This window comes from Vibrio sp. 9-16B-A1 (genome assembly GCF_056726165.1).
This window is the reverse complement of the sequence record NZ_JBSDZD010000008.1, coordinates 196,582-213,651: the sequence shown is the minus strand read 5'-3', so window position 1 is coordinate 213,651 and position 17,070 is coordinate 196,582. Positions and strand designations below refer to the sequence as shown.

The 17,070-nt window shown below is 54.0% G+C and carries 17 protein-coding genes; 7 read left to right on the top strand and 10 right to left on the bottom strand.

Going from position 1 to position 17,070, the window contains the following annotated elements; genetic code table 11:
• Window positions 1-241: 241 nt before the first annotated feature.
• Window positions 242-1,105, bottom strand: coding sequence for a 16S rRNA (cytidine(1402)-2'-O)-methyltransferase (gene rsmI / locus ACVB80_RS14700; protein WP_481082038.1), 864 nt, complete (start codon window positions 1,103-1,105; stop codon window positions 242-244).
• Window positions 1,106-1,174: 69 nt separating this feature from the next.
• On the opposite strand from rsmI, the gene ACVB80_RS14695 reads away from it, so the two are divergent.
• From ACVB80_RS14695 to ACVB80_RS14680, 4 genes are read left to right on the top strand one after another with little or no spacing between them, the layout of a single operon-like run.
• Entirely contained in the window at window positions 1,175-2,968 is a 1,794-nt protein-coding gene (locus ACVB80_RS14695; protein WP_481082037.1) for a penicillin-binding protein activator, read from the top strand.
• Window positions 2,955-3,323 carry a YraN family protein gene (locus ACVB80_RS14690; RefSeq protein ID WP_481082036.1) on the top strand — a complete coding sequence of 123 codons (369 nt, stop codon included), beginning with the start codon at window positions 2,955-2,957 and terminating at the stop codon, window positions 3,321-3,323. Before ACVB80_RS14695 ends, ACVB80_RS14690 begins: the two co-directional genes overlap by 14 nt.
• Window positions 3,324-3,326: 3 nt before the next feature.
• A complete protein-coding gene (locus ACVB80_RS14685) occupies window positions 3,327-3,917 on the top strand; it encodes a phosphoheptose isomerase (protein ID WP_481082035.1) in 591 nt (196 codons plus the stop codon).
• A 24-nt stretch (window positions 3,918-3,941) separates the two neighbouring features.
• Window positions 3,942-4,532 carry a BON domain-containing protein gene (locus ACVB80_RS14680; RefSeq protein ID WP_481082034.1) on the top strand — a complete coding sequence of 197 codons (591 nt, stop codon included), beginning with the start codon at window positions 3,942-3,944 and terminating at the stop codon, window positions 4,530-4,532.
• Window positions 4,533-4,616: 84 nt separating this feature from the next.
• On the opposite strand, the gene sspB is transcribed toward ACVB80_RS14680, so the two are convergent.
• The 8 genes from sspB to zapE all read right to left on the bottom strand — a co-directional run bounded on the left by sspB (window position 4,617) and on the right by zapE (window position 11,212).
• Window positions 4,617-5,102: a ClpXP protease specificity-enhancing factor gene (gene sspB / locus ACVB80_RS14675; protein ID WP_481082033.1), complete on the bottom strand. Its 486-nt coding sequence runs from the start codon at window positions 5,100-5,102 to the stop codon at window positions 4,617-4,619.
• Entirely contained in the window at window positions 5,102-5,737 is a 636-nt protein-coding gene (gene sspA / locus ACVB80_RS14670) for a stringent starvation protein SspA (protein WP_481082032.1), read from the bottom strand. Before sspA ends, sspB begins: the two co-directional genes overlap by 1 nt.
• 229 nt (window positions 5,738-5,966) lie before the next feature.
• Window positions 5,967-6,704: a cytochrome c1 gene (locus tag ACVB80_RS14665; RefSeq protein ID WP_481082031.1), complete on the bottom strand. Its 738-nt coding sequence runs from the start codon at window positions 6,702-6,704 to the stop codon at window positions 5,967-5,969.
• Complete coding sequence (locus tag ACVB80_RS14660) at window positions 6,701-7,966, bottom strand: cytochrome b (RefSeq protein WP_481082030.1); 1,266 nt, start codon at window positions 7,964-7,966, stop codon at window positions 6,701-6,703. The genes ACVB80_RS14665 and ACVB80_RS14660 overlap by 4 nt, the downstream gene beginning before the upstream one ends.
• Window positions 7,966-8,559 carry a ubiquinol-cytochrome c reductase iron-sulfur subunit gene (petA, locus tag ACVB80_RS14655; RefSeq protein ID WP_481082029.1) on the bottom strand — a complete coding sequence of 198 codons (594 nt, stop codon included), beginning with the start codon at window positions 8,557-8,559 and terminating at the stop codon, window positions 7,966-7,968. Before petA ends, ACVB80_RS14660 begins: the two co-directional genes overlap by 1 nt.
• 381 nt (window positions 8,560-8,940) lie before the next feature.
• On the bottom strand, window positions 8,941-9,333 hold the full coding sequence (gene rpsI, locus ACVB80_RS14650) for a 30S ribosomal protein S9 (protein ID WP_481082028.1): 393 nt from the start codon (window positions 9,331-9,333) through the stop codon (window positions 8,941-8,943).
• A gap of 15 nt (window positions 9,334-9,348) precedes the next feature.
• Window positions 9,349-9,777 (bottom strand): 50S ribosomal protein L13, encoded by a 429-nt coding sequence (gene rplM, locus ACVB80_RS14645; RefSeq protein WP_481082027.1) that lies wholly within the window; start codon window positions 9,775-9,777, stop codon window positions 9,349-9,351.
• Window positions 9,778-10,096: 319 nt separating this feature from the next.
• Window positions 10,097-11,212, bottom strand: a complete 1,116-nt coding sequence (zapE, locus tag ACVB80_RS14640) for a cell division protein ZapE (RefSeq protein WP_481082026.1) — start codon at window positions 11,210-11,212, stop codon at window positions 10,097-10,099.
• A gap of 266 nt (window positions 11,213-11,478) precedes the next feature.
• Here zapE and zapG point away from each other — a divergent pair, with 266 nt between their 5' ends.
• From zapG to degS, 3 genes are all read left to right on the top strand, one after another.
• Window positions 11,479-11,916 carry a Z-ring associated protein ZapG gene (gene zapG, locus ACVB80_RS14635; RefSeq protein ID WP_481082025.1) on the top strand — a complete coding sequence of 146 codons (438 nt, stop codon included), beginning with the start codon at window positions 11,479-11,481 and terminating at the stop codon, window positions 11,914-11,916.
• A gap of 129 nt (window positions 11,917-12,045) precedes the next feature.
• The gene (locus tag ACVB80_RS14630; protein ID WP_481082024.1) at window positions 12,046-13,413 is read left to right on the top strand and encodes a Do family serine endopeptidase; all 1,368 of its coding nucleotides are present in this window, start codon (window positions 12,046-12,048) and stop codon (window positions 13,411-13,413) included.
• A gap of 112 nt (window positions 13,414-13,525) precedes the next feature.
• The gene (gene degS / locus ACVB80_RS14625; protein ID WP_481082023.1) at window positions 13,526-14,590 is read left to right on the top strand and encodes an outer membrane-stress sensor serine endopeptidase DegS; all 1,065 of its coding nucleotides are present in this window, start codon (window positions 13,526-13,528) and stop codon (window positions 14,588-14,590) included.
• A gap of 198 nt (window positions 14,591-14,788) precedes the next feature.
• Here the strand turns inward: degS and parC are convergent, their stop codons facing one another.
• On the bottom strand, window positions 14,789-17,068 hold the full coding sequence (gene parC / locus ACVB80_RS14620; protein ID WP_481082022.1) for a DNA topoisomerase IV subunit A: 2,280 nt from the start codon (window positions 17,066-17,068) through the stop codon (window positions 14,789-14,791).
• Between the last annotated feature and the right edge of the window lie 2 nt (window positions 17,069-17,070).

The window sequence follows — 17,070 nt, the reverse complement described above, 5'->3', positions numbered from 1 at the left end:
GTAAGGCTCTGGGCTCTGGGCTCTGGGCTCTGGGCTCTGGGCTCTGGGCTCTGGGCTCTGGGCTCTGGGCTCTGGGCTCTGGGCTCTGGGCTCTGGGCTCTGGGCTCTGGGCTCTGGGCTCTGGGCTCTGGGCTCTGCAGGCAGAGTTTCTTACTAAGGTCTTACTGTCAACACCTTAGCTGATACTCCCACTTCACGTATCGCGAGCTCCCCCAGGGCCTAGCGCCTAGGGCCCAGTGCCTTAATCAAGATTTTCCAGCCCCCACTTATACAACGCATTCTTCTTAAGCCCGTATATCTCCGCCGCCATCGCTGCGGCTTTTTTCAGGGGCAGCTCTTTGACCAGAATGGCCAGGGTGCGGGTCGCTTCGTCCGGCAGCTCGTCTTTGGCGTTATCGCGGTGGCCATGGATCAGCAGCACCATCTCGCCTTTCTTGCGGTTGTCGTCTTCTTCAATCCAGCTGATCAGCTCACCGAGCGGCATGCCCTGAATGGTTTCGTAGGTCTTGGTCAGCTCACGGGCCAGTACGACTTCACGCTCCGGGCCGAGTATGTCCAGCATATCCGCCAGCGAGTCCATGATGCGGTGCGGGGATTCGTAGAAAATGCAGGTGCGTTCGGCTTTGGCGATTTCCATAAACTTGTCTTTACGGCCTTTGCTCTTTGGCGGCAGAAAACCTTCAAAGCTGAAGCGGTCTGACGGCAGGCCCGATGCGCTCAGGGCGGTGATCACCGCGCACGCGCCTGGTAATGGCACAACTTTAACGCCCGCCTGACGACACTGGGTCACAAGGTGATAACCTGGATCACTGATAAGTGGCGTACCGGCGTCGGAAACCAGCGCAACCGACAGGCCCTGTTTCAGCTTGTCGACAAGAAACTGTGCTTTCTGCTGCTCGTTGTGGTCGTGCAGGGCAAAAGTTTTGGTCGGGATGTTAAAGTGGCCCAGCAGCTTACCGGTATGACGGGTATCTTCTGCAGCGATCAGGTCCACACTGTTCAGCACATCCAGAGCCCGCTGCGTAATATCTCCAAGATTTCCTATCGGAGTCGGTACAATATAGAGAGTTGGGATCTCTGACGGGGCTGTATTTGTTTCTGTCATTTGTTTACCATCACTTCAACGATTAATATAGAGACACTTTTTACACGGCGAGAATAAGAACTCATAGCTATGAAAGACCATAACAGATTTAGTGTACCACGCCTTCTTACACCGATTGCACTGGCAATCACCTTAGCTGCGTGTTCTTCCAAGCCGCAGGCACCCACGGCTATTGATATTTCTCTGGCGCCGACACAAAGCGCACAAGCATACCTTATTCAGGCCGACAGCACACAGGGCAGCATGCAAAATGATCTGCTGATCATGGCGATGAAAGCCGCGGCAGAAGCTCAGGACTGGGCACAGACCGAACTGCTGGCCAAACGCCTCGCCCGGCTGTCGCTGACGCCACAGCAGATGGCAGAGTGGCAACTGGCCCGCGCTAAAGGCCGTGCCGCAACAGAAGGCCCGCAGCAGGCACTGAACCAGCTGAACTATCAGGCATGGTGGCCGCTTGAACCATCTCAATGGCTGGCCTACCACCAGCTTCGCGCTGAGCTGTTTGAACAGCAGGGTAACCACCTGCAGACGGCCCGTGAACTGGTCGCATCCGGCAAGTACGTTGACGAAACACAGCAGGCAATGCTGGCAAACCAGGTCTGGTACAGCCTGAACCAGTACTCAGAGTTTGAGATCACCCGCCAGACCACAGAACGTGATGAAGCCGAGCTCGATGGCTGGCTGCAACTGGCCGTGTACGTAAAAACCCTGGCCTCAAGCCCGGCTCAGCTGAAAAATGCGCTGGAAAACTGGCTGGCAGAGAACCCGCAGCACCCGGCCAGCCTGAATACACCAAAAGAGATTCAGGAAGTACTGGCGCTGGAAATCGTCAAACCAAACAATACAGCGCTGGTACTGCCACTGAGTGGTAAGTTTGCCCGCCAGGGTCAACTGGTCCGCGACGGCTTTATTCACGCCATGATGGATGATTACAGCCGTGAAGAGACCGCCACACTCACAGTACTCGACTCCGAGCAGCTTTCCCCTGAGCAGGTTCAGGCTGAGCTGAAAGCCCGCGGAGTGGATTTCGTTGTCGGTCCGTTGCAAAAAGACGAAGTCGAGCAGCTGCAAAACGCCACTGCCCTGCCAATGCTGGCGCTGAACATTCCTGACCAGACCATGCCGGACCAGCGCGTATGCTACCTGACCCTCTCTCCTGAGCAGGAAGTCGCCCAGGCGGCCAAACACCTGTTCAGTCAGGGCTACCAGTATCCGCTGATCATGGTGCCTAAAGGCCGCTTTGGTGAACGTGTTGCTGCAGCCTTTAAAACCGAGTGGGAAAAATACAGTAAGACCACCGCAGACGTCAGCTACTTTGGCAGCAAAACCGAACTGCAGAAAAACGTTGACCAGGTATTTGGCCTGACCGACAGCCGTGGCCGTATCGCTCAGCTTGAGCAGATCATCGGCATGGAAACCGAATCTCAGGCGCGCAGCCGCCGTGACATAGACGCGGTTTACATGGTTGCCAACAGCAGTGACCTGACCCTGATCAAACCGTTTATCGAAGTAGCGATCAACCCGGATACCAAACCGCCGAAGCTGTTCGCCAGCTCACGCAGCAACTCGGGTGACAAGCGTCAGTACGAAGATCTGAGCGGTGTGGTATTCAGCGATATCCCGATGCTGATCAATCAGGACTCGGCACTGAATGGCAAGATTGACGCCCTGTGGCCGAAAAGCAGTAATACAGAAAAACGCCTGCACGCGCTTGGGATGGACGCATACCGCCTGATCCTCGAACTGCCACAGATGAAAGTCCTGCCTGGCTACCGGGTTTCCGGCCAGACCGGCGAACTCTCTATCGATGAGCAGTGTGTCGTACAGCGCGAGATCGAATGGGCGGAGCATGGCAAACGCTGATCGCCGCCAGCTTGGACAAAAATACGAAGCCCTGGCCTGCAGCCATCTGCAGAGCCGGGGCCTTGGCCTGATTGAGCAGAACTTTCTGTGCAAAATGGGCGAGCTTGACCTCATCATGCGGGAACAAGAGTGCATCGTATTTGTCGAAGTAAGGTACCGGCAGCAAGCAGCCTTTGGCCATGCCGCCGAAAGCGTTGACTATCGCAAACAACAGAAACTTATCAAAACCGCCCATTTGTGGCTGAAGAAACAGGGCCTGTGTCCCTGGTCAACCGAATACCGTTTTGACGTGGTCGCTATCCATCAGCACGGCCGTCAAGTCGAATGGATTCAGAATGCAATAACCCAAGGATAACCGATGCTAGACAGCATTAAAGACAGCTTTACCGAAAGTATTCAGATTCAAATCGCCGCAGCTGAAGCCCTGCCGGACCACATCATGCACGCTGCGCAGGCTGTCGTAACCAGCCTGCTCAACGGCAATAAAATCCTGTGCTGTGGCAACGGTGGCAGCGCTGCCAACGCTCAGCAGTTTGTCTCCTGCCTGCTTAACCGCTTTGAAACCGAACGCCCGAGCCTGCCGGCAATGGCACTGACCGCAGATAACACCACCCTGACGGCCGTGGCCAACGACTACCACTACCAGGAGATCTTCTCCAAGCAGGTGCGTGCGTTTGGTCAGCCTGGCGATATTCTGCTGGCGATCTCCACCAGCGGTAACAGCAAGAACGTGATTAAAGCCATGGAAGCGGCGGTAACCCGCGACATGACCATTATCGCCTTTACCGGTAAAGACGGCGGCGAAATGGCGGGTCTGCTGGGCGAATCGGACGTGGAGATCCGCATTCCATCGCACCGCACCGCGCGCATTCATGAAGTTCACATGGTCACCCTGCACTGTCTGTGCGACCTGATTGACCAGGTTTTATTCCCTTCTCACGAAGAGTAAGGGCACCAGATACAAGGAGTTATTATGCTTAAACGCTGGTTATTGGTAGCGGCCTGCCTGCTGAGCCTGTCAGGCTGTGCGGGCGTTCTGGTTGCCGGTGCCGCAGCAACGGTAAACGTAGTCACCGACCCGCGCTCAGCCGATCAAATCTGGCAGGACAGCCAGCTGGAATTTGAAGTGGCGGGCATCACCAACAAAGCCCCGTTCAAAGGTAATGTCAAAGCCACGGCAACCGCATTTGACGGCAAAGTGATCCTGATAGGTCAGGCGGTTACGGAAGAGTACCGGCACGATCTGGGCCAAAAAGTCCGTGAAGTGGAAGGCGTGAAGTCAGTCTCCAACCAGCTGAGAGTCAAACCCCTGCTGGATCTGGCCACCATCAGCAACGACAGCTGGATCACCACCAAAGTCAAATCTTCACTGCTGACCGAAGGCTCGCTCAACGGCGTGAAGATCAAGGTGATCACCGAAGACGGCGAAGTGTTCCTGCTGGGTCTGGTGACCCGCGAACAGGCTGATACCGCTGTGGAGATCGCGCGTAATATCTCCGGGGTGAAGCGGGTAATTAAAGCCTTTGAGATTGGCGAAGCTCCTGCCGCAGCCGAAACAAACTGATCCCGGCTCAGCCATATCCAATAACAAAAAGCCGCGATACTCATCGCGGCTTTTTTAATACTCTTGCGGAGGTTAGCTTACAGCTTACTTCACCACACGCAGGCTTGGGCGGCCTTTCGGACGTGAAGGCTCTTCAGCTTCCACTTCTTCTGCGCTTTCATCAGCCTGAGCGGATTCAGCATCTACCACACCAAAGGAAAGATTCTCTTCCTCTGCTTCCGGCTGCTCGTCGAGCTCCAGGTAGGCTTCTTCCGGTTCAAACATGGTGCCTGCGCCGTTTTCACGGGCATAGATCGCCTGTACAGCGTACAGAGGCACGATCACTGAGTGTGGACGACCGCTGAAGCGGGCATTGAAAGTGATCGCTTCGTTACCCAGTTCCAGCTGACCCACAGCACGTGGAGCCACGTTCAGAATGATCTGACCATCCTGAACAAACTCCTGAGGAACACGAACACCAGACATAGTGGCATCCACCACCAAGTGTGGAGTCAGGTCGTTATCCACCAGCCATTCGTAAAAGGCGCGCAGCAGGTATGGTCTGCGCGCTGTCATCTGGTCGATATCCATCAGCGAACCAGGCGCATCTCGCGCTCTGCTTCCGTCAGGGAAGCCAGGAATGAATCACGTTCGAATACGCGGTTCATGTACACTTTCAGCTCTTTAGAACCAGGACCAACCAGGTCAATGCCCAGTACCGGCAGACGCCACAGCAGCGGAGCCAGGTAGCAGTCGATCAGGCTGAACTCTTCGCTCATGAAGAATTCGAACTCAGCAAATACAGGCGCCAGTGTCAGCAGGTCATTACGCAGCTTGTTACGCGCAGCTTCCGCTTCTTCTGCAGAACCTTTTACAACTTTCTCTGCCAGTGAGTACCAGTTGTTTTCAATACGGTACATCATCAGACGGCTGTTACCACGGGCTACCGGGTAAACAGGCATCAGAGGTGGGTGAGGGAAACGCTCATCCAGGTATTCCATGATGATGTTTGAGTTGTACAGCGCCAGCTCGCGGTCAACCAGAGTCGGAACGGTTTTGTACGGGTTCAGTTCGATCAGTTCAGCAGGAAGATTATTCTCATCCACCAGCTCAACTTCAACACTTACGCCTTTCTCAGCCAGAACAATACGCACCTGGTGGCTGTACATATCGGAAGCACTTGAGAATAGAGTCATCACAGAACGTTTATTGGCAGCTACAGCCATTGAGCCCTCCAGCACACTGATACTATTCCGGATGCAGGTCTGAGGTAAGAGAAAAAATTCAGCGTAATTCTGCTAACATGACGCACGATAGCGACAGTTAAGCCCTAAAAGACGACGTTTCTTACCCAAATAACTCCGCAGAGTTCCACCCGGAAAGGTCTAAAAATCAAAAAACAATGGAGGCCCAACACCCCCATTGCACACAAATTAGCGCGGTATTATAGCACGATTAGTAGACATCGCGCCAATACTCTTTCTTAAGCAGGACCACGACTATGGTGAAGATCACCAAAAAGCCCATCACCCACCAGCCAAGTGCATGACGCTCCAGCTTGACCGGGTCACCGGAATACTCCAGGAAGTTCACCAGGTCGCGCACTGCATCATCATACTCACCCGGGCTGAGCTCACCGCGGCCATCCGTAGTAATACCCACCACCGTCTGAACCTGCTGCCCATCCACAGTATGGGTTTCAAATACAGGCTGAGGGATACCCTGCAGCTCTTCCAGCACGTGAGGCATACCCACGCTCGGGAAGACCACATTGTTTACCCCAAACGGGCGGGACGGGTCGGCGTAGAAAGAACGAAGATAAGTATACAGCCAGTCGGTGCCACGTACCCTGGCCACCAGAGTCAGATCCGGCGGCGGCGCACCAAACCAGTTACCCGCCTGCTTATCCGGGATCGCGTTCTCCATCAGGGAGCCGGTCTTCACTTCCGGGTCGAAGATCAGGTTGTCTTTAAGCAGCTCCACCGGAATACCCAGATCATTGGCGACCCGCTCATAGCGCTGGTACTGCATCGAGTGACAACCAAAGCAGTAGTTCATAAACAGTTTGGCGCCATTTTGCAGCGAAGCCTGGTCGCTCAGATCATTGTTCGCTTTATCCAGCGGTACGCTGGCTCCGGCAGCCATCGCCAGTGATGGCAACAGGGCGAAAAGCATTACAATCCACTTTTTCATTTGAATGTCACCCTCTCTGGTAATGGTTTAGTTGCTTCATTCTTGCTGTAGAAGAACAGCAAAACAAAGAACATGAAGTAACCCAGGCTGAAAATACGTGCCAGCAGGGTGTAGAGGTCGGTCGCCGGCAGCGCACCCAGAATACCCAGTGCGATAAAGCTGATGGTGAACTGGATAATGTTGAACAGGTGGAACTTGCTGCGGTAGCGGTATGAACGCACCTTACAACGATCCAGCCATGGCAGAATAAACAGCACCACGATTGAGCCGCCCATCGCCACAACACCCATCAGCTTATCCGGCACCGCACGCAGGATGGCGTAGAACGGAGTGAAGTACCACACAGGCGCGATGTGAGCCGGCGTCTTGAGCGGGTTGGCCGCTTCAAAGTTTGGTGGCTCAAGGAAGTAACCACCCATCTCGGGGTTAAAGAACAGCACGTAGCAGAAAAAGAACAGGAAGCCTGCCACCCCGATAAGATCCTTCACCGTACCGTACGGGTGGAACGGGATAGAGTCGATAACGTCGTACTTCTTGGTGTAGTACTCATGGAACTTAAACTGGGTCTGGTAATCCTCACCCATGCTGCCTTTTGGCAGTTTGGTTTCAATACCGTCCGGGTTATTCGAGCCCACTTCATGCAGCGCCAGAATGTGCAGCACTACCAGCAGCAGCAGTACGATCGGCAGGGCAATCACGTGCAGGGCAAAGAAACGGTTCAGGGTCGCACCGGAGATCACGTAGTCACCACGGATCCACAGCGTCAGATCATCACCGATCACCGGAATCGCGCCAAACAGCGAGATGATCACCTGAGCGCCCCAGAAAGACATCTGCCCCCATGGCAGCAGGTAGCCCATAAAGGCTTCCGCCATCAGAACCAGGAAGATCAGCATGCCGAAGATCCACAACAGCTCGCGCGGTTTCTGGTAAGAGCCATAGATCAGGCCGCGGAACATATGCAGATACACCACGATGAAGAATGCGGATGCGCCGGTCGAGTGCATGTAACGAAGCAGCCAGCCGTACTCGACATCACGCATGATGTATTCAATCGAAGCAAACGCCCCTTCCCCGCTCGGAATGTAGTTCATGGTTAGCCAGATACCGGTCAGGATCTGATTGACCAGTACCAGCATAGCCAGTGAGCCAAACAGATACCAGAAGTTGAAGTTCTTCGGCATCGGGTATTCAGAGAGGTGCTTCTTGTACGCATTCATTGCGGGTATGCGTTTTTCTACCCAGTCAAGTAACGCTTGCATCAGGCTTCCTCCCCTTCATCAACACCAATCAGGACTTTGGTATCACTGAGGTATTTGTGTGGTGGTATCACCAGGTTTAACGGTGCAGGCACGCCCTGGAATACCCGGCCTGCCATGTCGAATTTGGAACCGTGACACGGACAGAAGAAACCCGACTTCACACCCTGAACATGCTCGCTGAACGAATCAGGCAAATGGGTTGGCGAACACCCCAGATGGGTACAGATACCGACCGCGATAAAGAACTCCGGTTTGATTGAACGAAACTCGTTCTGTGCATATCCGGGTTGCTGCTCTTCCTGAGACTGAGGATCACGAAGCTGATCTTCCGATTTTTTCAAATCATCAAGAGCGGACTGACCACGGCGGACGATCCAGACAGGTTTACCCCGCCACTCGACCCGCAGCAGGCCCCCTTCTTCCAGCTTACCGATATCGACCTCTACCGGCGCACCAGCGGCTTTAGCCTTGGCACTTGGATTCCAGGACTTAATAAATGGTACGGCGACTGCGACTGCTCCAATTCCCCCCACTACTGCTGTAGTGGCGGTCAGAAAGCGCCGGCGACCGCTGTTAATAGGCGCATTGCTCATCCAACATTTCTCCCGTCTGCTCCTTCAGTTGTTGTCATTTCCTGGCAGAGCATGGCTGACAAATCACGAAGTTAGTTGTACTTATTTTGATGAGAAATGATAAAGAAAACCCTACTTTTTGACAAGATAAAGCTACTTTTTTGTAACATTTGTGAAGTAAATCGCCAGTTATGTCACAAAAGGTGTTTGTTGCACAGAGAAAGCATTCGGAATAAGGAGTTAGCGGCGGAGAAACAGGAAAAAGGAGGGGGAGATTATGCCGGGGGCAGTAATTGAATTGTTACGGCCAGATAAACAAAAAGCCCGGCAAAGGCCGGGCTTTTGATCCACAATCCGGACAAGTCCGGAGCGCAGTTTCGTAGCAGCAAAGCTGCAGCGAAATTAACGCTTAGAGAACTGTGGACGACGACGTGCTTTACGCAGACCAACTTTCTTACGTTCAACGCAACGAGCGTCACGTGTAACGTAGCCAGCTGCACGCAGAGCAGGACGTAGAGACTCATCGTATTCCATCAGTGCACGAGTGATACCGTGACGGATTGCGCCAGCCTGACCAGAGATACCACCACCTTTAACAGTGATGTACAGGTCAAGTTTCTCAGTCATTTCAACAAGCTCAAGAGGTTGTTTAACAACCATGCGAGCAGTTGGACGACCGAAGTACTCTTCAAGGCTACGCTTGTTGATTACGATGTTGCCGCTGCCTGGTTTGATGAAAACACGAGCAGCTGAGCTTTTGCGACGGCCAGTGCCGTAGTATTGATTCTCTGCCATTTCCGAAATCCCCAATTAGATGTCTAGTACTTTTGGTTGTTGAGCAGCATGGTTGTGCTCAGCGCCAGCGTAAACTTTCAGCTTACGGTACATAGCACGGCCTAGAGGACCACGTGGTAGCATACCTTTAACTGCCAGCTCGATAACCATTTCAGGCTTACGATCAATCAGCTTATCAAAAGTGATTGATTTCAGGCCACCTGGGAACTCAGAGTGACGGTAGTAAGTTTTCGCAGCTGCTTTGTTGCCGGTTACAGCAACTTTCTCAGCGTTAACAACGATGATGTAATCACCAGTGTCTACGTGAGGAGTGTATTCAGCTTTGTGTTTGCCACGTAGGCGAGATGCAATTTCACTTGCCAGACGACCAAGAGTTTTACCTTCAGCGTCGACAACGTACCAGTCGCGTTTTACAGTTTCTGGTTTAGCAACGAAAGTTTTCATGCTAATAATAACCCGTTTATTCAAATTTACACTTAAGGAGCTTTCGCTCCCACTGTCTAGAAGCCCAGTCATCACCCCTTCGAGTGGGTGGTACTCCCGGCTGCTAAGAGCCTGCAGTAACGGTGGGTCGCAGGATTATAGTGAAGTAAGTTGAAAAAATCACCTCTTTTTAGGCAAAAAAGTCATTTTTTTATGCGCTTTTTTCAAAGCCCGGCCAAAGCAGCGCAATAACCGGGATAAAAAGCCGTAAAGTGATACTTCCGCTCATAAATCAGTACCACCAAACCAATAAACCGCATTTATTCCGTCAGGCCGGTTTCTAAGCCAGATGCGCCCGCGCCAGGTACTCTTCACTCTGCATTTCACTCAACCGGGACAGGCAGCGCCGGAACTCAAAACTGAGCCCTCCCCCACTGTACAGCTTATCCATGGCTGCTTCGGCTGAAATAATAAGCTTAACCCTGCGCTCATAAAACTCATCCACCATGGCGATAAAACGCCGCGCCGCATCGTCTTTCTCCGCACCCAGTACAGGTACCCCCGCGAGCAAAACAGTACGATAGAGACGGGCTATCTCTATGTAGTCATTCTGGCTGCGGGCGCTTTCGCACAGCTGGGCAAAACTGGCAAACAGCACATCATCGTGGCTGTTTATCACATCAAGCGTACGGTGGCAGATTTCTATCTGTCTGACCTCAGGGTAATCATGGAAACCGGTCAGCTGCTGATAATACGCAACCAGGTTCGTTTGCGCCTTTTCATCGAGAGGAAAGTGATAAATCTCCGCCTGAGTCAGGGTACGCAAACGATAGTCAGTGCCCCCGTCAACATTGAGCACCCGGCAGTGCTGCTCAATCAGGTCAATCGCAGGCAGGAAACGTGCCCTCTGCAGGCCGTTACGATACAGCTCCTGCGGCGGAATATTAGACGTCGCCACCAGTATCACGCCCCGTTCAAACAGCGCTCTGAGCAGGGTAGCCAGGAGCATGGCATCGGTGATGTCGGAGACAAAAAACTCATCAAAACAGAGGATATCGGCTTCTGCCTTAAAACGATCTGCAACCACTTCGAGCGGGTCTTCCCGGCTTTCCAGCTGTTTCAGTTCATCGTGCACCCGATACATAAAGCGGTGAAAGTGCAGCCGCATCTTACGCTGGCCTGGCAGGGCGTCATAAAAAGTGTCCATCAGCCAGGTCTTGCCACGACCTACCCCACCCCAGAAATAGAGCCCCTTCGGCGATACCGGCACCGGCGCTTTGTTCCCCAGCCACTTTCTCCAGCCTGTTACTTCTGCCACAGGCTGGTCCTGAAAGTCTGAAAACTCCTGATACAAAGATTCCAGCGCCTCCACTGCGGCCATCTGGGCCGGATCCCGGCTGAAACCATTGTCATTGATCTCTTTGATATATTGTTGTTTTGGACTGAGTTTGTGCATAAAACTGCCTGATAACAGCGCTGGTCAGCGGCTGGCTATCCCTTTCTCCTGACATGCATTTTTCTTTATCGGCTGAACAACTCATAGTACCATGAGGTAACTGAGCGCGTAACACCTCAGTAACATTTAGTGATTCTGATCTGGCGTGCCTGAGCGCACCCAAACTGCTGACAGGCATGCCCCGGTGGCCACGCCTGCAGCTGACCACCACTGTCAGCGCCACTCCCGACTGACAGGGTTTCCTAAAAGTATTAAAAGGAGCTTTTATGCCTTGGACCTATGCCCTTGCCGGACTTGTGATTGGCCTGATTGCAGGTTTTCTGATTTCCCGCTTTATGACCCCGGAATACAACAAACAGAAAAACGTACAAAAAGAACTCGACTCGGCCAAATTTGAACTGGAGCAGCAGCGCCAGGAGTTAGCCGATCACTTCTCTCAAACCGCCGAACTTCTGGATGTACTGGGTAAAGACTACACCCGCCTTTACCAGCACATGGCCAAAACCTCTTCAGAGCTGCTGCCAAATATGCCGGAGCAGGACAACCCGTTTGTCAAAACCATTGCTCAGCACAATCCTGAGCAGGAGCAGGGTGAAGAGTCCCAGCCAAAAGACTACGCTCAGGGCGCTACCGGCCTGTTAAGAGAAGAGCCAAAAGAGATCATTGAAAATCCGCAAGATGTGATTGAGAAAAAAACAGCTTAATCATAAACCTTTGAAAAACAGGAAGCTTTGGCTTCCTGTTTTTTTATCTCCCCTCCCCTTGAAATCTCCCTCCCGGAACTTTATTTCGTTAACTGAGTCATAATTTTGTCCATAGTAAGGAGTCTTATGATGAAAAAACCTTTGCTCGTTTTAACAGCGCTCACGCTTAGCTTAAGTTCCATCATTACGCCGGTTACCGCTCAGGCGGCCCTGCCTCTCGCCGTAAACGGCCAGCAGCTTCCCAGCCTCGCCCCCATGCTTGAAAAGGTGACCCCGGCGGTCGTCAGCATCGCGGTTGAAGGCAAACAGGTCTCCGCTCAGCGCGTTCCGGACGCGTTCCGCTTTTTCTTTGGCCCTGAGTTCCCGGCCGAGCAGCTCCAGGAACGCCCGTTCCGTGGTCTTGGCTCCGGGGTGGTAATCGATGCAGATAAAGGCTACGTGGTTACCAACTATCACGTGATCAAAGGTGCGGATGAGATCCGGGTTCAGCTTCATGACGGCCGTGAATACGACGCTGAGCTGGTCGGTGGTGACAAGATGGCCGACATCGCCCTGATCAAGCTGGAAGAAGCCGAAGACCTGACCGCCATCAAACTGGCAGACTCCGACAAACTGCGGGTGGGTGATTTTGCCGTCGCGATTGGTAACCCGTTTGGCCTCGGCCAGACCGTCACCTCAGGTATTGTCTCTGCGCTGGGACGCAGCGGTCTGAACATCGAGAACTTCGAAAACTTTATTCAGACCGACGCCGCCATCAACAGTGGTAACTCCGGTGGCGCGCTGGTTAACCTTAACGGCGAGCTGGTCGGTATCAACACCGCCATCCTCGGCCCGAATGGGGGCAACGTGGGTATCGGGTTTGCGATTCCATCCAACATGATGAAAAACCTGACCGACCAGATCATTGAATTTGGCCAGGTGAAACGCGGCATGCTGGGCGTTCAGGGCGGTGAAATCAACGCCGAACTGGCCGAAGCTCTGGGTTACGACTCAAGCAAAGGCGCTTTCGTCAGCCAGGTGGTGCCGGACAGCGCGGCTGAAAAAGCCGGAATTAAAGCCGGTGATGTGATTATCTCGCTCAACGGCAAGAAGATAGCCACCTTTGGTGAGCTGAGAGCCAAGATCGCCACCCTCGGCGCAGGAAAAACCATTAAGCTCGGCGTCATCCGCGACGGCAAACAGAAGAGCTTTGACGTGACCCTGCAGGAAGCCAACGAAGTGAAGACCCGCGCAGACAAACTGCACGAAGGACTGAGCGGCGCAGAACTGGCTAACACCACGTCTGAAGACCCGATCCAGGGCGTGAAAGTGACCGATGTAGCCAAAGGTTCCCAGGCAGAAGCATATCAGCTGCAAAAAGATGACATCATCATCGGAGTAAACCGCGCCCGGGTACGCAACCTTGGTGAGCTGAGAAGTATTCTGGATAAGAAACCGGGTATCCTGGCGCTGAATATTCAGCGTGGCGACCGCACGATCTACCTTGTGGTGCGCTAGAGGTCTAAAATACTGACGATAAAGGGAAGCGGGCCGGCCGCTTCCCTTTTCTTTATCCATCCGGCAATGCTATGCTCTTTTGCTGACCGATTTATGCTGCCCAGAGAAAACCATGGTTAAATTTCTGCTTCGTTCTGTCCTGCTTGGTGTCGCGACCGCTGCAATATTGCTGGTCAGTGTGCCTTCTCTTCGCCAGTCTGCGCTGAGCCTGCCAACCCCGAGCATCGACAGCACCATAGGTGAGCTTCAGGTCTCCTTTAACCATGCAGTACGCCGCGCCGGGCCGGCAGTCGTGAACATCTACAGCCGCCAGTACATCAAAGAAGACCGGCTGCAGCTGAAAACCCAGGGGTTGGGCTCGGGCGTTATCGTCAGTGACAAAGGCTATATCATCACCAACTACCACGTTGTTGCCGAGGCCGACCAGATTATCGTCGCGCTGCAGGACGGCCGCTACTCCGCCGCCAACCTGGTGGGCAAGGACCGCCGCACAGACATCGCCATACTCAAAATAGAGATGACAAACCTGCCGGTGATCCCGCTTAACCCGGACTACCAGGCCAAAGTTGGTGATGTGGTACTGGCGATCGGTAACCCGTACAACCTGGGCCAGACCACCACCTTTGGTATTATCTCCGCTACCGGCCGCTCTTCCATCAGCGCCGATGGCCGTCAGGCCTTTATCCAGACAGATGCCGCGATCAACCAGGGTAACTCCGGTGGTGCGCTGGTCAACACTTCCGGTGAACTGGTCGGGATCAACACCGCCTCATTTCAGCAGGCGACTGACCTGGAAACCTACGGGATCTCATTTGCTATCCCTTACAACCTGGCCAACACCATCATGGAAAAAATCATTGCCGATGGCCGGGTGATCCGCGGTTATATCGGTATCGATGGTCAGGACATCAACGCCGTCTCAGCCCGCCTGCTCGGCGGTGATTACGTCGGCGGTATCATCGTAATGGGCCTGGATCCAACAGGACCGGCAGCACTGGCTGGCTTCCAGAAGCAGGACGTCATCCTTGAGATCGACGGTGAGAAAATCCACGGCCGCGACAGCGTACTGGAAATCGTAGCCCGCCTGCGCCCGGGCACTGAAGTCCAAATGACGGTACTGCGCAAAGGGGAGCTGATGACGATGAATGTGACGGTGGGGGATGATCCGAAGGGGTAATCACCAGGCGCTGGGCGCTGGGCGCTGGGCGCTGGGCGCTGGGCGCTGGGCGCTGCAGGATATTGCTACCGTAAACAACTTACGTCAACAGCAAATCTACTCGTTTCCACAATACTCACAACCCACTCCCCCCAAGGCCTAGAGCCCAGCGCCAAGAACCTTCATAAAAATAGCCCCGGACACTGTCCGGGGCTATTTTTATTCTTCAGCTTCTTCAGCAATCGCGTCTGTAATCCCGTCTACCTCTATCCGGGTTACCCGTTGCAGGCCTCTTGGCAGCAGGCTGCCTCGGCGGCCGCGTTCTCCGCGGAAGTTTTCAAGGTCAGCAGGTTTCAGGCCCAGTTTACGCTTGCCGGCGTAAAGGGTCAGGCTTGCGCCCTGCGGAACAGCAATCAGGTGTGATACCAGCTCTTCACGCGCTTTGGCTTTGGCGGACGGAATATTGATGATCTTGTTGCCTTTACCTTTGCTCAGCTGAGGCAGATCCTTGATTGGGAACAGCAACATCCGGCCCTGATTGGTGATCGCCAGAATCTCATCGCTGTCGAGTTCACCGACCGGCTGTGGTGCCATCAGCTCAGACGCCTGAGGCAGGTTCACCAGCGCTTTACCACTGCGGTTCTTCGACAGCAGGTCACTGCCTTTACACACGAAGCCGTAACCGGCATCAGAGCCCACCAGCCACAGCTGCTCATCTTCACCCATCACTACCTGAGTCACCGACGTGCCCTGAGCGATATTCAGACGGCCGGTAATTGGCTCACCCTGACTACGGGCTGACGGCAGAGAGTGCGACTCCAGCGAGTAGCTCCGGCCATCTGAGCCAAGGAACACCGCCTGCTGGTTACTCTTACCCCGGGCGTGAGCCAGGTATTTATCCCCGGACTTGTAGCTCAGGCCGGACGCATCCACATCATGGCCTTTGGCGTGACGGATCCAGCCTTTTTCCGACAGAACCACGGTAATTGGCTCGCTTGGAACCAGGTCGCGCTCGGTCAGCGCTTTTGCTTCAGAACGCTCGACCAGAGGTGAGCGGCGGTCGTCGCCATATTTTTCAGCGTCGGCCAGGATCTCTTTCTTCAGCAGGGTATTCATGCGGCGCTCAGAGCCCAGCAGCTGCTCAAGCTTCTTACGCTCAGCTTCCAGTTCGTCCTGCTCACCGCGAATCTTCATCTCTTCCAGTTTGGCCAGGTGACGAAGTTTGGTATCCAGAATCGCATCTGCCTGAATCTCAGTGATACCGAAACGCGCCATCAGCACCGCTTTCGGGTCATCCTCGGTGCGGATGATTTCAATCACTTCGTCCAGGTTAAGGTAAGCCACCAGCAAACCTTCCAGGATGTGCAGCCTTGCCAGCACTTTGTCCAGACGGTGCTGGAGACGACGGCGAACCGTCGCACGACGGAACTCGATCCACTCGCTTAAGATCTGTACCAGACCTTTCACCTGAGGGCGGTTATCCAGACCGATCATGTTCAGGTTAACCCGGAAGTTTTTCTCCAGGTCGGTTGAAGCAAACAGGTGATTCATCAACTGCTCACAGTCCACGCGGTTAGAGCGCGGTACAACTACGATACGGGTCGGGTTCTCATGGTCCGACTCATCACGCAGGTCATCGACCATAGGCAGCTTCTTGGCGCGCATCTGGTTAGCGATCTGCTCAAGCAGTTTGGCGCCAGACACCTGGTGCGGCAGAGCGGTGATCACGATATCACCGTTCTCTTTGTGCCATACCGCGCGCATTTTCACGCTGCCGCGGCCGGTACGATAGATTTTTTCAAGGTCCGCCGCCGGAGAGATGATCTCGGCTTCGGTCGGATAATCCGGACCTTTTACATAATTCATCACATCCGGAAGCTCAGCTTTCGGATTGTCGATCAGGTGAACCGTCGCATTCGCCACTTCGCGCACGTTGTGCGGAGGAATATCGGTCGCCATACCTACCGCAATACCGGTAACACCGTTAAGCAGGATGTGTGGCAGGCGCGCCGGCAGCATCTGCGGCTCTTTCATAGTGCCATCAAAGTTTGGCTGCCACTCTACCGTACCCTGACCCAGCTCGCCGAGCAGGACTTCAGCAAACTTAGACAACTTGGCTTCGGTATAACGCATCGCTGCGAACGATTTCGGATCATCCGGCGCACCCCAGTTACCCTGGCCGTCTACCAGCGGGTAGCGGTAAGAGAACGGCTGGGCCATCAGCACCATGGCTTCGTAACAGGCTGAGTCACCGTGCGGGTGATATTTACCCAGCACGTCACCGACAGTACGGGCCGACTTCTTGTATTTGGCCGAGGCCGACAGCCCCAGCTCAGACATGGCGTAGATAATACGTCGCTGTACCGGCTTCAGGCCGTCACCGATGTACGGCAGGGCCCGGTCCATGATGACGTACATGGAGTAGTTAAGATAGGCGTCTTCGGTAAACTTGCGCAGCGGGAGCTGCTCAACGCCGTCAAAAGTAATTTCAGTGGACATCG

Coding starts and splice junctions, on each gene's coding strand:
- rsmI (WP_481082038.1), bottom strand. CDS start 1,105: ATGACAGAAACAAATACAGCCCCGTCAGAGATCCCAACTCTCTATATT.
- ACVB80_RS14695 (WP_481082037.1), top strand. CDS start 1,175: ATGAAAGACCATAACAGATTTAGTGTACCACGCCTTCTTACACCGATT.
- ACVB80_RS14690 (WP_481082036.1), top strand. CDS start 2,955: ATGGCAAACGCTGATCGCCGCCAGCTTGGACAAAAATACGAAGCCCTG.
- ACVB80_RS14685 (WP_481082035.1), top strand. CDS start 3,327: ATGCTAGACAGCATTAAAGACAGCTTTACCGAAAGTATTCAGATTCAA.
- ACVB80_RS14680 (WP_481082034.1), top strand. CDS start 3,942: ATGCTTAAACGCTGGTTATTGGTAGCGGCCTGCCTGCTGAGCCTGTCA.
- sspB (WP_481082033.1), bottom strand. CDS start 5,102: ATGGATATCGACCAGATGACAGCGCGCAGACCATACCTGCTGCGCGCC.
- sspA (WP_481082032.1), bottom strand. CDS start 5,737: ATGGCTGTAGCTGCCAATAAACGTTCTGTGATGACTCTATTCTCAAGT.
- ACVB80_RS14665 (WP_481082031.1), bottom strand. CDS start 6,704: ATGAAAAAGTGGATTGTAATGCTTTTCGCCCTGTTGCCATCACTGGCG.
- ACVB80_RS14660 (WP_481082030.1), bottom strand. CDS start 7,966: ATGCAAGCGTTACTTGACTGGGTAGAAAAACGCATACCCGCAATGAAT.
- petA (WP_481082029.1), bottom strand. CDS start 8,559: ATGAGCAATGCGCCTATTAACAGCGGTCGCCGGCGCTTTCTGACCGCC.
- rpsI (WP_481082028.1), bottom strand. CDS start 9,333: ATGGCAGAGAATCAATACTACGGCACTGGCCGTCGCAAAAGCTCAGCT.
- rplM (WP_481082027.1), bottom strand. CDS start 9,777: ATGAAAACTTTCGTTGCTAAACCAGAAACTGTAAAACGCGACTGGTAC.
- zapE (WP_481082026.1), bottom strand. CDS start 11,212: ATGCACAAACTCAGTCCAAAACAACAATATATCAAAGAGATCAATGAC.
- zapG (WP_481082025.1), top strand. CDS start 11,479: ATGCCTTGGACCTATGCCCTTGCCGGACTTGTGATTGGCCTGATTGCA.
- ACVB80_RS14630 (WP_481082024.1), top strand. CDS start 12,046: ATGAAAAAACCTTTGCTCGTTTTAACAGCGCTCACGCTTAGCTTAAGT.
- degS (WP_481082023.1), top strand. CDS start 13,526: ATGGTTAAATTTCTGCTTCGTTCTGTCCTGCTTGGTGTCGCGACCGCT.
- parC (WP_481082022.1), bottom strand. CDS start 17,068: ATGTCCACTGAAATTACTTTTGACGGCGTTGAGCAGCTCCCGCTGCGC.